The organism is Mucilaginibacter aquatilis, from assembly GCF_009755275.1.
GTDB classification, from domain to species: Bacteria; Bacteroidota; Bacteroidia; order Sphingobacteriales; family Sphingobacteriaceae; genus Mucilaginibacter; species Mucilaginibacter aquatilis.
In genome coordinates this window covers 1-12410 of sequence record NZ_WQLA01000001.1, presented here as the reverse complement: position 1 = coordinate 12410, position 12410 = coordinate 1, and the positions used below count along the sequence as shown (strand labels likewise).

Genomic DNA, 12410 nt, shown 5'->3' with positions numbered 1-12410 from the left:
TACCGCGTATCTTGTACTATAACTAATCTAATAATTAACGTATTTCCTTATGAAAACAACAACACAAGAAAGTTTTCTTGCTGGGCAAGGTATGGCCCGGCGGTCCTTTTTAAGGTTTGCCGGTGCCAGTGCGGTAGCGGCGGGATTGATGACCAGCATTTCATCTTGTAAAAAAAATGATGGTACTGATTTTCAACCGGTAGATATTGGTTCGGGCGATTTGGCAGTTTTAAACTATGCCTATGCCTTAGAGCAGCTCGAAGCAGCATTCTACACTCAGGTTATTTCAAATCCGTACAACGGTATCAGTGCTGATGAGCGCGCCCTACTTACCGAAATTCGTGATCATGAGGTTATTCACCGTGAGTTTTTCAAAAAAGCATTAGGTAGCAACGCTATCCCTGAACTAACCCCGAATTTTTCTGCGATCAATTTCTCTGACCGTGCAAACGTGTTAGGCGCTGCTAAAACATTCGAAGATTTAGGTGTAGCAGCCTACAATGGCGTAGGTTACATGATACAAACTGTTGATTACTTGGTATTAGCAGGTAAAATTGTATCGGTAGAGGCTCGCCACGCAGCTTTAATCCGCAATTTACTGGGCTTGAACTTTGCCGATTCAACCATTTTGGACATGAATACCGGTTTAGAAAAATCACAAACTCCTGCACAGGTAATTCCTCAGGCTAACGCCTTCTTGCAAGGATTTAAAATATCAGCTCCGGGATTAGGCGCATAATTGTTTACCTTATTTTAGAAAAACACAACATGGATATTCTTAATTTATTCAACGATATTCAAGCAGCTGATCCGGAGTTTGCCGACAGAATCAGTCCGCGCCGCGCTGCTATAAAAAACATTACCAGCTTTGGCTCAAAGGTAGCAGTGGCTGCATTGCCATTTGCTTTCGGTACCTTATTCAAAAAAGCTTACGGTCAAACTGCTACTTCATCGGTAAATGATGTGCTTAACTTTGCACTTACTGCTGAATTAGTTGAGGCTACGTTTTACAATACAGCCGTTGCTCGTGCAACTGCAGGCACATTGGCTATTCCAACCAATGATTTAAACGCTATCAAATTAATTCAGGCTGATGAAAACAACCACGTTACTTTCTTAAGAAGCGTATTAACCTCAGCTAATGAATCGGCCGCTAACAAGGCACGCAGCACTGCAGCTATCCCTGCAGGTACTTTCTCAACCAGCTATGACTATTCAGGTGCTGCTAAAGGCGTACCGGGTGCTGGTCCGTTTAGTGCAGTATTTACTAACTACGATATTTTCTTAGCAGTATCTCAAGCATTTGAAGATACCGGTGTACGTGCTTACAAAGGCCAGGCTGGTTTCTTAAAAGGTAACCAGGTAGTACTTACCGCAGCATTAAATATTCACTCGGTTGAAGCACGTCACGCTGCTTATATCCGTCGTTTACGTGCAACACGTGCCGGTGCGCCTGCAAACTTCCGTTCATGGGTAACAGGTGATGGTACTACAGCAAGTGGTATTACCGTTACAGCTGCCGCAACTGCTGCAACTAACCCAATTTATGCTAACGAAGCTACCACAGCTCAAGCAGGTGCCGAATTATCAGGTATTGCTGGTGCTAAAGCAGCCACAGAGGCATTTGACGAAATATTGTCAACTAATGATACACTAGCCATTTTAACTAACTTTGTTAAGTAAGCTCAAATAGTGTAAAAACAAAAAGCAGCTCATTGAGCTGCTTTTTGTTTTATGTATCAGAGCGGAAATATTAGTAGTTAATTACCTGCTCTTCCAACTGTTCAGGCATTTCTCGCCATTCATATTTCTGATTACGTAACTGAGGTTCAAAACCTGCTTCGCGTATCGAGTTTTGTATACCCTGCGCGGTGAAACGGTGCGGTGCGCCTGCTGCCGATACCACATTCTCTTCAATCATAATTGAGCCAAAGTCATTGGCACCTGCATGTAGGCATAATTGTGCAACCTGTTTACCAACGGTAAGCCACGATGCCTGTATGTTTTTTACATTTGGTAGCATTATGCGGCTCAAAGCAATCATACGTAAATATTCATCGCCGGTTACCGTGTTGGTTATGCCACGAACCTTACGTAAAAGCGTTCCGTCATCCTGAAATGGCCACGGAATAAATGCCGTAAAACCATAATTACCTTCAGGCTTTTCAGATTGTACTTCTCTTATCCAAACTAAATGTTCGAAACGCTCATCAATGGTTTCAACATGCCCAAACATCATAGTTGCCGATGTTGGCAAGTTGATTTTGTGCGCCGCACGCATAACACCCAGCCATTCCTTTCCACCACATTTACCTTTAGATATCAGCCTGCGTACGCGGTCGTTCAAAATTTCGGCTCCTGCACCCGGAAGGGAGTCGAGCCCTGCTGCTTTCATGGCAGTAAGCACCTCAATATGGCTTAGTCCTTCTAACTTCGATACGTGTGCAATCTCGGGCGGACCTAATGAATGCAGTTTTAAAGCAGGGTATAGCTCCTTAAGCTCTTTAAAAAGATCAGTATAGAATTTCAAACCTAAGTCGGGGTGATGTCCGCCCTGTAATAAGAGCTGATCGCCACCGTATCGGAACGTTTCCTCAATTTTGATTTTATAAGTGTCAATATCCGTAATGTAGCTATCCTCATGACCCGGACGACGAAAGAAATTGCAAAACTTACAGTTTGCTATACAAACGTTAGTAGTATTAACATTACGATCAATTTGCCAGGTAACTTTGCCATGTGGAACCTGAATTTTCCGCAGCTCATTAGCCACGTACATCAATTCTGGAGTGGTTGCATTATGATACAGATAAACGCCTTCGTCCTTGCTCAAAAAATCGAACCGGAGCGCGCGTTGCAACAAATCGGCAGTATTCATGTACAAAGATACGTAGTTGATTGCTTGGTTAAGCTATTGTTAGGGTAAGATTTGACACTTTGATGAGTGATACTTATTAAGCATGGCTATCATCAAGGTACCTTTTTATATAGTGGCCATTTTTAATAACCCAAATTACTGTATATCCACCTGCTCCGTCGCCGTTATCCATTTGAATATATATTGTCTTCTTGTTTTGAAAAACTTGTATACTATTCAAAACTGGTTCATAAAGGTCACTAAATGCGCTTGTTGGAATACTTACCAGTAAGCCTTTGAAAGTCATATTTAACGATTTAACAGCTTTTTTGGGAGCTCCACCATCTGTGCCCCACAAAAACCTATTGTCAATTTTACTTAAGATAAGTATACAATTTTTGCATTGGGGATAAGGATTTTCAAACTTTAATTTGTGATTTTTAGCATTGAAAGGTTTTGATGTAAGCTTAAGTGTCATGCTCCCGCTCATAACAGTTACACTATTATTTGTGATCGAATGACTCGTTGTACTTTTGAACAAGCTCAGAGGCAATAACTCGCTTTTCTGTATATAACCTTCAAGTCCTGTGTTTCTACTATCTTCCCGGTAAATTTCAACCCATTCTGCTTTTGAACTGGCATCATAACTGAATATTTCATTAATGTGTAGCTTACCTCTTACTTTTGATTTAACATTGGGATTTTCACGTACAATTACAAAATCATCGGTATCATTAATAATAGCAAATGACTGGGCTGATACCGGTCCGTAAATATTTAATAGCAGAAAAAGATGAATTAGTTGTTTCATGCCTTAATGTAACCCTTTATACCATAGCTGCATCCACAATCTCACCATTTTTTAAGGCCAGTATTTTGTTAATACAGGTGGGCAGCTCATTAGCATAATGCGTAACGTAAATAAGGGTAGTGCCGGTGTTAGCCATTATTACATCAATTAGCTGATTGAAATGAATACGCTGTTGCTTATCAAGCCCTTGGCATGGCTCATCTAAAATTAACAAGTCGGGCATTTTTATAAGCGCACGGGCCAGCAGGCACAGGCGTTGCGCGCTGGCAGGTATATGTTTTAGCAGCTGAGTGGCGTATTGCTCAATATGTAATGCCTCCAACCATTCCATAGCCTTATTTCGTTTACTTGCACTTGATGGCCTGAATAGCCCTTGTGTGTCATAATATCCCGATTCGATAACCTGTAAGGCGGTTTGATCTGTAGGGAAGTACTGGTAAAGCTCTGGCGATACAAAGCCGGTTTTCTTTTTTATATCCCATATGCTTTCACCTGTGCCGCGTTTTTTGTCAAATAAAATAATGTTGTTAGCATAAGCCTGTGGGTTATCGCCGTTTATCAAACTTAATAGCGTTGACTTTCCGGCACCATTATGTCCAAACAACGCCCAATGATCGCCAGGCTTAACTTGCCAGTTAATGTTATTTAAAATAACATGCTCATCGTACTTTACATGAACATAGTTCATGTTGACAATCCAGTTATGTTGAGACAGGGGAAACTCTTTTACAAGTGATGATAAAGCAGTTATGTCGGGATTATTATCCTGATACTCCTTTGAAGGGCTATATTCATGAGCGGGTAGGCTGTTAACTATAGTTCCCGCTTTTAAAACGGCAACGTGCGTAATAACATCCGGAATTTCATGCCCACTCCCCGACATAATTACTGTTATGCCTGAATCTGTTAAAGCTCCTAAAATTGTGTTGAAACGCGATTGTGTTTGCTGATCAAGGCCCGACAGTGGATCATCTAACAAAAGCACCTGTGGTTGCGAAAGGAGTGCCGCAGCCAGTCGCAGCCGTTTTGTTTCTCCATTTGAAAGCTTAATAAGTTCTTTACTAAGCAGCGGTTGCAATGATAGCAGGTCAGTAACTTTGTCAATGGTCCAATAACCATTTTCAATATTGTCGGGTTGTTTGCTTTCCAGGTGTTGTGCTACGGTTAAAGCCTGGTCAGCGTCTGACGAGTTATAACGTTGCTGATAGTACATATTGGTACTGGTGTTGGTTTTGTCTTTGAAATGATGGCGAGAGGTAACCAGTGTTATATTCTTACTGCCAAGTCCTTCCTTTAAAGCAATAACTCCGGCAAACGGCTTCATTAAACCAGCCAGCACATTCAAAATAACCGTTTTGCCCGAGCCGCTTTGGCCGGTTATGAGCCAGTGCTGTCCTTCTTCAATAGTAATGCTCAAATTTTGCAACAAAACATGCTGCAAATATTTAACTGTAATATTTTGAACCGAAATAATGTGCATGCAAACGGATTGATGTTTGCGCAATATTAAAAATTATAGTGTGTGAACCGAACAAAAACTGCGTTTTGTTTATTCTACAGTTAAATAAAATACTCCTCATGAAAGTATTACACGCATTAATTGGTGGTTTGGCAGGTGCTTGCGCCGTTACCGTTTTACATCAGGTAATTAAGAAAAAAGATGAAGAAGCTCCTCGCATGGATTTGCTGGGGATGGAATCGTTAACTAAGTTATTTGATAAAGCCGGTGTTAAACCACCAGAGGGTGATCAGCTATATTATCTTACCCTTAGCGGAGATATTGTTAGCAATACAATTTACTATAGTGTTGCAGGCTTAGGTGATAAAAAAACATGGCTGAAAGGATCGGCCTTGGGTCTTGCTGCCGGGTTAGGGGCTGTATTTTTACCTAAACCGTTAGGCCTTAATGAAAAGCATAGTAACCGAACTAAGCAAACTCAATTACTATCAGTGCTATATTATTTCACAGGTGGCGTTATTTCATCAGCGGTGATTAAATTGCTGGATGGTAAACAGCAAAAAGATGCTGTAAGCTTGAAAAGCGTTGCCGAGAAAATTAAACAAGCGTTTTAAAACTATTGTGTTTGCATTATAAGTTGATTTTAAGCTAAGATCATCAACAAATAGTTCAAAGATTAGTTAAATAAGTAAATATCTATTATTTACTTATGAAATCTTTAGTGAACAACATTAAAAAACAAAAGTGCAATAGTTTGGCGGCTTTAGCCATTCTTGCTGCAACAAGCTTTGCCTCGTGCAGCAACCCCACGGGTAACAGCACGCAAACAGACAGTACGGTGGTAACCACTGAGACCAAGACCGACAGCATGGCCACCGGTTCGGTTGACAATGTAAAGCCAACCGGTGCAAAACCATCTTGGGCGCCTGATATTCAGCCGCAGATGCAAGCTGTGCTGGAAAAACTGCAAAGCTACGGCGACAAACCTATTCCGCAATTAACTGCGGTTGAAGCGCGTAAAAACCATACTCCAACTGATGCAGTCATGGCCTTAATGCAGGAAAATAAAATTGCCATGCCCGTAATGAAGGTTGATACCATGGGCAAGGAAATTCCTGTTAAAGGCGGTAGCGTGCATGCACGTATTTATACACCTCAAGGAGGTAACGGTCCGTTCCCCGTTATTGTGTATTACCATGGTGGAGGCTATGTAATTGCGAACCTTGATGTTTACGATGCATCAGCAAAAGCACTGGCCGATCAGGTTGGAGCTGTTGTTGTTTCGGTTGCTTACCGTTTAGCACCCGAGCACAAATTTCCTACAGCGCATACTGACTCGTTTGACGCTTATCAATGGGTAGTTAAAAATGCTGCTTCAATAAAAGGCGACCCTAAAATGATTGCGGTTGCAGGTGAAAGCGCAGGTGGTAACCTGGCAGCAAACATGGCTATTATGGCGCGTGATAAAGGCGTTCAGGCTCCGGTACACGTATTGAGTGTGTATCCAATTGCTAGTGCAGACATGAATAGCCAGTCTTATACAAAGTATGCCGATGCAAAGCCGTTGGATAAGCCAATGATGATGTGGTTTACCAAACAGTATACTAACACCATGAGCGAAGCTAAGGATCCGCGTTTAAACCTGGTAGCTGCCAACCTAAAAGGTTTGCCCGCTTTTACCATCATCAATGCCGAGCTTGACCCATTAGCCAGTGACGGTGAAATGCTTGAAAAGAAGCTAAAAGATGCGGGGGTTACCGTTGATAGAAAAGTTTATAATGGCGTAACGCACGAATTTTTTGGAATGGGTGCGTTAGTGCCCGAAGCTAAGGATGCGATGGGCTATGCCGCCGGTCAGTTAAAATCGGCATTTAAAAAGTAATTCAATCAGGTTAAATATCTATAAAATAATAAACCCGCAAACAAAAGTTGCGGGTTTATTATTTTATAAGCATCTACATTTAAAAACATTCACTATGAAAAAATTAAGTTTATTAACGCTAACAGCTTTGGTGCTTACTTTAAGCAGTTGCGATGCAATAGCAGGTATATTTAAAGCGGGCGCTTACGTTGGTATTATTGGCGTTCTTTTAGTAATTGGTATTATTTGGTGGATAGTTTCATCTTTCAGAGGCAGAGGTTAATTCTGTAATCTTTTAAATGATTTTACACTAAATGTTATAAACTAATCTATAAACGTAATGGAATATACAGAGCAAACGGTAGAAATTTTGAACGATTTGGTCAAAATTCATAATGATAGAATTGCGGGCTATGAGCGCGCTATTAAAGACACGCCTGAAGAGGAGAGCGAACTGCGCCAGCTTTTTACCAGCTACATAGCAGACAGCCATCAGTATAAACTGGCATTGGCAACAGAGGTGCAAACCTATGCCAAAGACATCGAAAATACTACCTCATCAGCAGGTGATATTTACCGGGGATGGATGAGTGTTAAAGCATTTTTCACTGGTCATAGCGTAAAATCGGTTTTGGAAGAGTGCGAGTATGGCGAAGATGCAGCTCAAAAGGCTTATCGTACCGCACTTAATGATGAAAACCTACCGGCTTACATCATTGATATGCTTACCGAGCAGGAGATCAGGCTTAAAGCGGCTCACGACCAGGTAAAGGCACTGCGTGATGCAGCACGTGCCGAGTCATAAGATACTTGTTTAATCTCAATTGAGGTCGTGCCATTGTTAAGGCACGGCCTTTTGTTTTAAGTTTAAATTTAAGGCTTTATCAACAACGCCTTATTCGTATATTGGCCCTCGGAAAACAACCAGCAGCTTTTTAGCTGTTTACATATCATCAATAAGCATATTAATGAAAAAAGCTATTTTACTTTTGATGCTTGCCGGAAGCGTTTCGGCTTTACAATCATGCAGCAGCGGTGCAGGAAGTACAGGTGGTGCCGATTCGGTAATCAATAACCACGATGTACCATCAAACCGCGATACGTCTAAAACCGAAACTTCAATTGGCGGTGCAAGCTTGCTTGATTATACAGGGTCTGGCGGTATAACTATGCCTAAAGGTACGCCGAGTGCGCGCAAATCAATGGCAGCACCAACCACAACTGCTGCACCGGTTGCAGCCGCAGATACTGCCGCAAAAGCCGATTCTACCAAAAAGTAAGCATCTCAAAAAAATATCAAGCCGCTATGTAACGCATTACGCGTAAAACATAGCGGCTTTTTTATGTGCTAGAAATGTTATGAAATAAAAAAACCTCACGGACAGCCGTGAGGTTTTTTTATTTGCTTTTAAGCAGATATTACATTTTGTGAGTAGTATCAGCTTTAAGTGAATCAGAAGCAGCTGAATCAACAACAGCAGCAGTATCAACTTTAGTAGCAGCTGAATCAACCATAGCAGCTGAATCGGTAGCAGCTGAATCAGAAGCTGAACCAGAACCGTTACCTTTACAAGCAACCATAGAAACAGAGATAGCAAGAGCTAAAAAGCCAAATTTGAATGCGTTTTTCATTTTAATTTCTTTTAATAAGTGATTAATAGTTTCTCTTTAATACCTGTAATAGGCAAAAGGTAACCCGCTACTTTGAAAAAAAATTAAAAAAGATTACAACTGATTGAAAATCAGCTAAAAATTATTGCTTTTGTGTAACTGATTTTTTTACAACAGTCTTTTTTGTAACTGTTTTTGAAACCGTATCGGCGGTTGCAGGTGTCATGCCGGTGCTGTTGGTCATTGCGGTATCAGTTTGCGCAGTGTCAACTTTGTAGGTAGTATCAACACTGGTTTGAGATGATGAATCAACCATTAGCGAATCCTGGTTGTCATTTTTAGCGTTACTGTTGCAAGCCGTTAACAATCCGGCGGTAGCCAGTGTGCAAAGCGCTAACATAATTTGTTTTTTCATTGTGATTAATATAATGTTTGTGTTAGTTATTGATTTGATTTGTTGATGCTATAAGTGCATCAATGAGCTATACCAATTAAAATAGGAATTTTATCTGGCTGAATCAGCTTTTGCAGTATCAATCGTTTTAGGTAAAGTATCAACTGTAGTGGCGCCACCAGCTTCGTGGTTATCATGGTTGGCTACAGAATCGGTTTTGCCATCAGGCGAACCACCGTAACATGAGGCAAGGCTGCCTAAAAGGCACATGAGCATTACTGCTTTGATTACGTTTTTCATATTTGATTTTGTTTGCGATTACAAATGATTGCTTACATGAAAGTGGCGGGGTAACTTATTTGTTTTAAATTTTTTTATCTGAATAATGGGTTACATTTTCGCATAAATTGTATTAATAGTGAGTAAAGCATTGAATAGTTCGGCACCAACAGACAGCGAGGTAGTATTCGGGATACTGAATAACTCCGAAAATATACTTAAACGTGTTTACGTAGCATATTTTCCGATGGTGTTGCAACTTATCATAAATAACAACGGAACTGCTGATGACGCTAAAGACGTTTACCAGGAGGCCATTATAGTTCTTTATAATAAGGTTAAAAGCGGAAACTTTGAGTTGAGCAGTAAACTGAAAACATTTTTATACTCAGTTTGCCGTAAGCTGTGGCTTAAAAGATTAAGTCAGATGAGCAGGTACGGCGGAGATGTAAAAGATTTTCAGGACCACTTGCCGGTAGAAGATGAAGCTGATTTGCATTCAGAACGTGATATACAGTTTACTAAGATGGAAGGAGCGCTTAAGCAATTGGGTGAGCCTTGTAAAACCATTATTGAAGACTTTTATATTCATGACCTTTCCATGCAGGAGATTTGTGAGCGCTTTGGTTATACCAATGCCGATAATGCCAAAACTCAAAAATATAAGTGTTTGCAACGCTTGAAAAAATTGTTTTTTCAGCAGGAGCAACGTGATCAATAAGTACAGAGCCATGAGTGATTTACAATTAACCGAACTAATTGAACGCTACCTTGCAGGTGACTTGAGCAACGAGGAAAAGGAGCGTTTTGAAGCGCTTAGGAAAGAAAATGCAGCTGTTGACAGCCGCATTACTGAGCATGCCCATTTCACCGGTTTAATTAAGCAGTATGGCGAGCGCGTTGAGTTGGAGAAGCGTTTAAATGCAATTCATCAGGAAATAGATGTTGATACACTTGTGCAGGAGCTCACCGTGCATCCAACCCTTATTGTAAGGTTGTGGCGTAATCATCACTCCAAAATATCTGTAGCTGCTTCAATTGCGGTGTTTGCTATTTTGAGTACGTTGTATTTCACCGGCAGGTTTAATAAAACAACTGCATCTAATTACACTGCACTTAGCCGTAAAATTGAGAGCGTACGCCGTACCGCTGAGAATGCGCAACGCACTAACCAGGCATTATTAAACAGCCTAAAACCCGGCCATCGTGTAACCAATCCGGGCACAACAGGCGGATCAGGATTTGCGCTTACACAAAGCGGATATATTGTCACTGCATTTCACGTGGTTAACAATGCCGATTCATTATATGTTCAGAATGCTTTGGGTGAATCATACCATGCCAAATTGATATACACCGAGCCAACCCGTGATATCGCAATTATCAAAATTGATGATAAAGAATTTACTGGTTTAGATAAGCTACCATACAATTTCAAGCGTACCAAGCTTGATGTAGGTGAGGAGGTAATTACCTTAGGTTTCCCGCGCGACGATCCATATTATGCTAAAGGCTATATAAGTTCGGCTACGGGCTTAGAAGGTGATACGGCAGCTTACCAGGTTTCATTGCCTGTATATGCCGGTATTAGTGGCGGTCCGCTGTTAGATACCAAAGGCAACGTTATAGGTATTATAAGTGGTAAGCAAACCCGTACCGAGAGTGCTGCATTTGCTGTAAAATCATCATATATATTTAAGGCAGCGCAAAACGTGTCAACTGATTCTACACAAAATGTAATTGCATTAAAACCTAATAAAGCTGCTAAAAGTGCTTTGGCTGGTTTAAGCCGTACCCAGCAAATTAAAAAGCTGGAAAGCTATGTGTTTATGGTTAAAGTATACAATTGATATCAATAGCGTATTCTTTTAAAGCCTTCCATTAAAACTGGGAGGCTTTTTTTATTTATTATATTTTGTAAAGTAATTTTGCCTCTGTAATTAGCATAAACATATTTTGGAGCTAAGTCAAATTATAAACAGCATCTATCCTTTACCGCAACAATCGCTTTCAAAACTAAACCTGATTGCCGAAGAAGTTACGCTGCCTAAAGGGTTTTTACTCATCAACAAAGAGCGACCAAACCATAACCTGTTTTTTATTAAGCAAGGCATTGTGCGGGCTTACACTTACAGGGGCGATAGTGAAGTAACCTTTTGGTTTGGCACTGAAGGTGATACCGCTATATCTATAAAAACATATATAAATCATGAGCCTAGTTACGAGAATATTGACTTACTGGAAGATTGTACTTTGTATAAAATAGATAGCCGTAAGCTTAAGATGTTGTATGATGAAGATATTCACATTGCCAACTGGGGGCGTAAATTTGTTGAGTTAGAGTATTTACGAACTGAACAACGCCTTATTAGCATGCAGTTTTTAAGTGCTGCGCAACGTTATGACGAATTGTTGAAACACAACAGGCAATTAGTTCAACGGGTGCCGCTGGGTTACATAGCATCCTATTTAGGTATAAGTCAGGTTAGCCTCAGCCGCATCCGTGCTGGCCGTTGATGCATTTTTTAACATATGTAAAATTTGCTTGATGTATTTATGCAGATTTTTGCCTGCATGAATTGGATACTACTAGTTATTGCAGGTATAATGGAAGCAGTTTTTGCCTTTTGCCTCGGGAAAGCCAAGGATGCATCGGGTAATGATGTGTATGTATGGTATGCTGCTTTTGGCATTACATTGCTGCTTAGCATGTCGTTACTTATGAAGGCTATACAAACCCTCCCTATAGGTACCGCATATGCCGTTTGGACGGGTATTGGTGCTGTAGGTACCGTTTTGGTTGGCATAATGGTTTTTAAAGAGCCTGTCAATTTTTGGCGCATATTCTTTCTAGTCACGCTCATTGGCTCAGTTATAGGGCTCAAGTCAGCGTCACATTAGTTGGGAAACGCAATTCCCCACCAGCTGAGTAAAGTTGGGAAAACTTAACCACAAGTTAACCGCTGTTTGGCTTACTTTGTGTTTTTGGCACGATGCAAAAAGTGTGTTTTTGTGTATTTGAGGGCTGTTTTTGCTTCGTTTGCTGTTTTCAGCGGCTGCTGGTACAGCAGTTGCCTAATACTTATCAAACAACAACAAATTTACACACACAACAACGCACACCCTTTCCCCCTGACC

General features: G+C 40.8%; 17 protein-coding genes. 11 read left to right on the top strand and 6 right to left on the bottom strand.

All coding sequences use genetic code 11. The features are described from left to right. Positions 1-49 precede the first annotated feature (49 nt). Positions 50-739, top strand: a complete 690-nt coding sequence (locus tag GO816_RS00085; protein WP_157539319.1) for a ferritin-like domain-containing protein — start codon at positions 50-52, stop codon at positions 737-739. Between the two features lie 29 nt (positions 740-768). Next, positions 769-1683, top strand: a complete 915-nt coding sequence (locus tag GO816_RS00080; RefSeq protein WP_157539318.1) for a ferritin-like domain-containing protein — start codon at positions 769-771, stop codon at positions 1681-1683. A gap of 70 nt (positions 1684-1753) precedes the next feature. On the opposite strand, the gene GO816_RS00075 is transcribed toward GO816_RS00080, so the two are convergent. From GO816_RS00075 to GO816_RS00065, 3 genes are all read right to left on the bottom strand, one after another. After that, positions 1754-2878 (bottom strand): CofH family radical SAM protein, encoded by a 1125-nt coding sequence (locus GO816_RS00075; protein WP_157539317.1) that lies wholly within the window; start codon positions 2876-2878, stop codon positions 1754-1756. Positions 2879-2954: 76 nt separating this feature from the next. Beyond that, on the bottom strand, positions 2955-3668 hold the full coding sequence (locus tag GO816_RS00070) for an SH3 domain-containing protein (RefSeq protein WP_157539316.1): 714 nt from the start codon (positions 3666-3668) through the stop codon (positions 2955-2957). 16 nt (positions 3669-3684) lie between these two features. Then, the gene (locus GO816_RS00065; protein WP_157539315.1) at positions 3685-5148 is read right to left on the bottom strand and encodes an ATP-binding cassette domain-containing protein; all 1464 of its coding nucleotides are present in this window, start codon (positions 5146-5148) and stop codon (positions 3685-3687) included. A 98-nt stretch (positions 5149-5246) separates the two neighbouring features. Here GO816_RS00065 and GO816_RS00060 point away from each other — a divergent pair, with 98 nt between their 5' ends. The 5 genes from GO816_RS00060 to GO816_RS00040 all read left to right on the top strand — a co-directional run bounded on the left by GO816_RS00060 (position 5247) and on the right by GO816_RS00040 (position 8268). Beyond that, positions 5247-5741 carry a hypothetical protein gene (locus GO816_RS00060; RefSeq protein WP_198171378.1) on the top strand — a complete coding sequence of 165 codons (495 nt, stop codon included), beginning with the start codon at positions 5247-5249 and terminating at the stop codon, positions 5739-5741. Between the two features lie 95 nt (positions 5742-5836). After that, positions 5837-7009 (top strand): alpha/beta hydrolase, encoded by a 1173-nt coding sequence (locus GO816_RS00055; protein ID WP_157539314.1) that lies wholly within the window; start codon positions 5837-5839, stop codon positions 7007-7009. Between the two features lie 94 nt (positions 7010-7103). After that, complete coding sequence (locus GO816_RS00050; protein WP_157539313.1) at positions 7104-7271, top strand: phosphatidate cytidylyltransferase; 168 nt, start codon at positions 7104-7106, stop codon at positions 7269-7271. Between the two features lie 57 nt (positions 7272-7328). Further along, positions 7329-7793 carry a PA2169 family four-helix-bundle protein gene (locus tag GO816_RS00045; protein ID WP_157539312.1) on the top strand — a complete coding sequence of 155 codons (465 nt, stop codon included), beginning with the start codon at positions 7329-7331 and terminating at the stop codon, positions 7791-7793. 163 nt (positions 7794-7956) lie between these two features. Further along, on the top strand, positions 7957-8268 hold the full coding sequence (locus tag GO816_RS00040) for a hypothetical protein (protein ID WP_157539311.1): 312 nt from the start codon (positions 7957-7959) through the stop codon (positions 8266-8268). Between the two features lie 139 nt (positions 8269-8407). Here GO816_RS00040 and GO816_RS00035 read toward each other — a convergent pair whose 3' ends face one another. The 3 genes from GO816_RS00035 to GO816_RS00025 form a co-directional block, all read right to left on the bottom strand. Further along, positions 8408-8620 carry a PG1828 family lipoprotein gene (locus GO816_RS00035; RefSeq protein WP_157539310.1) on the bottom strand — a complete coding sequence of 71 codons (213 nt, stop codon included), beginning with the start codon at positions 8618-8620 and terminating at the stop codon, positions 8408-8410. Positions 8621-8741: 121 nt separating this feature from the next. After that, positions 8742-9014: a hypothetical protein gene (locus GO816_RS00030; protein WP_157539309.1), complete on the bottom strand. Its 273-nt coding sequence runs from the start codon at positions 9012-9014 to the stop codon at positions 8742-8744. A gap of 90 nt (positions 9015-9104) precedes the next feature. Next, positions 9105-9293 (bottom strand): hypothetical protein, encoded by a 189-nt coding sequence (locus tag GO816_RS00025; RefSeq protein ID WP_157539308.1) that lies wholly within the window; start codon positions 9291-9293, stop codon positions 9105-9107. A gap of 118 nt (positions 9294-9411) precedes the next feature. On the opposite strand from GO816_RS00025, the gene GO816_RS00020 reads away from it, so the two are divergent. The 4 genes from GO816_RS00020 to GO816_RS00005 all read left to right on the top strand — a co-directional run bounded on the left by GO816_RS00020 (position 9412) and on the right by GO816_RS00005 (position 12173). Further along, positions 9412-9993 carry an RNA polymerase sigma factor gene (locus GO816_RS00020; RefSeq protein ID WP_295772679.1) on the top strand — a complete coding sequence of 194 codons (582 nt, stop codon included), beginning with the start codon at positions 9412-9414 and terminating at the stop codon, positions 9991-9993. 10 nt (positions 9994-10003) lie between these two features. Next, on the top strand, positions 10004-11122 hold the full coding sequence (locus tag GO816_RS00015; RefSeq protein WP_157539307.1) for a S1C family serine protease: 1119 nt from the start codon (positions 10004-10006) through the stop codon (positions 11120-11122). A 106-nt stretch (positions 11123-11228) separates the two neighbouring features. After that, complete coding sequence (locus GO816_RS00010) at positions 11229-11789, top strand: Crp/Fnr family transcriptional regulator (protein ID WP_157539306.1); 561 nt, start codon at positions 11229-11231, stop codon at positions 11787-11789. Between the two features lie 57 nt (positions 11790-11846). After that, positions 11847-12173, top strand: coding sequence for a DMT family transporter (locus GO816_RS00005; protein ID WP_157539305.1), 327 nt, complete (start codon positions 11847-11849; stop codon positions 12171-12173). Positions 12174-12410 lie beyond the last annotated feature (237 nt).

Excerpts from the sequence above, each read along its gene's own strand:
- GO816_RS00035 (WP_157539310.1), bottom strand. The coding sequence starts at position 8,620 with ATGAAAAACGCATTCAAATTTGGCTTTTTAGCTCTTGCTATCTCTGTT.
- GO816_RS00030 (WP_157539309.1), bottom strand. The coding sequence starts at position 9,014 with ATGAAAAAACAAATTATGTTAGCGCTTTGCACACTGGCTACCGCCGGA.
- GO816_RS00040 (WP_157539311.1), top strand. The coding sequence starts at position 7,957 with ATGAAAAAAGCTATTTTACTTTTGATGCTTGCCGGAAGCGTTTCGGCT.
- GO816_RS00025 (WP_157539308.1), bottom strand. The coding sequence starts at position 9,293 with ATGAAAAACGTAATCAAAGCAGTAATGCTCATGTGCCTTTTAGGCAGC.
- GO816_RS00080 (WP_157539318.1), top strand. The coding sequence starts at position 769 with ATGGATATTCTTAATTTATTCAACGATATTCAAGCAGCTGATCCGGAG.
- GO816_RS00085 (WP_157539319.1), top strand. The coding sequence starts at position 50 with ATGAAAACAACAACACAAGAAAGTTTTCTTGCTGGGCAAGGTATGGCC.
- GO816_RS00055 (WP_157539314.1), top strand. The coding sequence starts at position 5,837 with ATGAAATCTTTAGTGAACAACATTAAAAAACAAAAGTGCAATAGTTTG.
- GO816_RS00065 (WP_157539315.1), bottom strand. The coding sequence starts at position 5,148 with ATGCACATTATTTCGGTTCAAAATATTACAGTTAAATATTTGCAGCAT.
- GO816_RS00075 (WP_157539317.1), bottom strand. The coding sequence starts at position 2,878 with ATGAATACTGCCGATTTGTTGCAACGCGCGCTCCGGTTCGATTTTTTG.
- GO816_RS00050 (WP_157539313.1), top strand. The coding sequence starts at position 7,104 with ATGAAAAAATTAAGTTTATTAACGCTAACAGCTTTGGTGCTTACTTTA.
- GO816_RS00005 (WP_157539305.1), top strand. The coding sequence starts at position 11,847 with ATGAATTGGATACTACTAGTTATTGCAGGTATAATGGAAGCAGTTTTT.
- GO816_RS00045 (WP_157539312.1), top strand. The coding sequence starts at position 7,329 with ATGGAATATACAGAGCAAACGGTAGAAATTTTGAACGATTTGGTCAAA.
- GO816_RS00070 (WP_157539316.1), bottom strand. The coding sequence starts at position 3,668 with ATGAAACAACTAATTCATCTTTTTCTGCTATTAAATATTTACGGACCG.
- GO816_RS00060 (WP_198171378.1), top strand. The coding sequence starts at position 5,247 with ATGAAAGTATTACACGCATTAATTGGTGGTTTGGCAGGTGCTTGCGCC.
- GO816_RS00015 (WP_157539307.1), top strand. The coding sequence starts at position 10,004 with ATGAGTGATTTACAATTAACCGAACTAATTGAACGCTACCTTGCAGGT.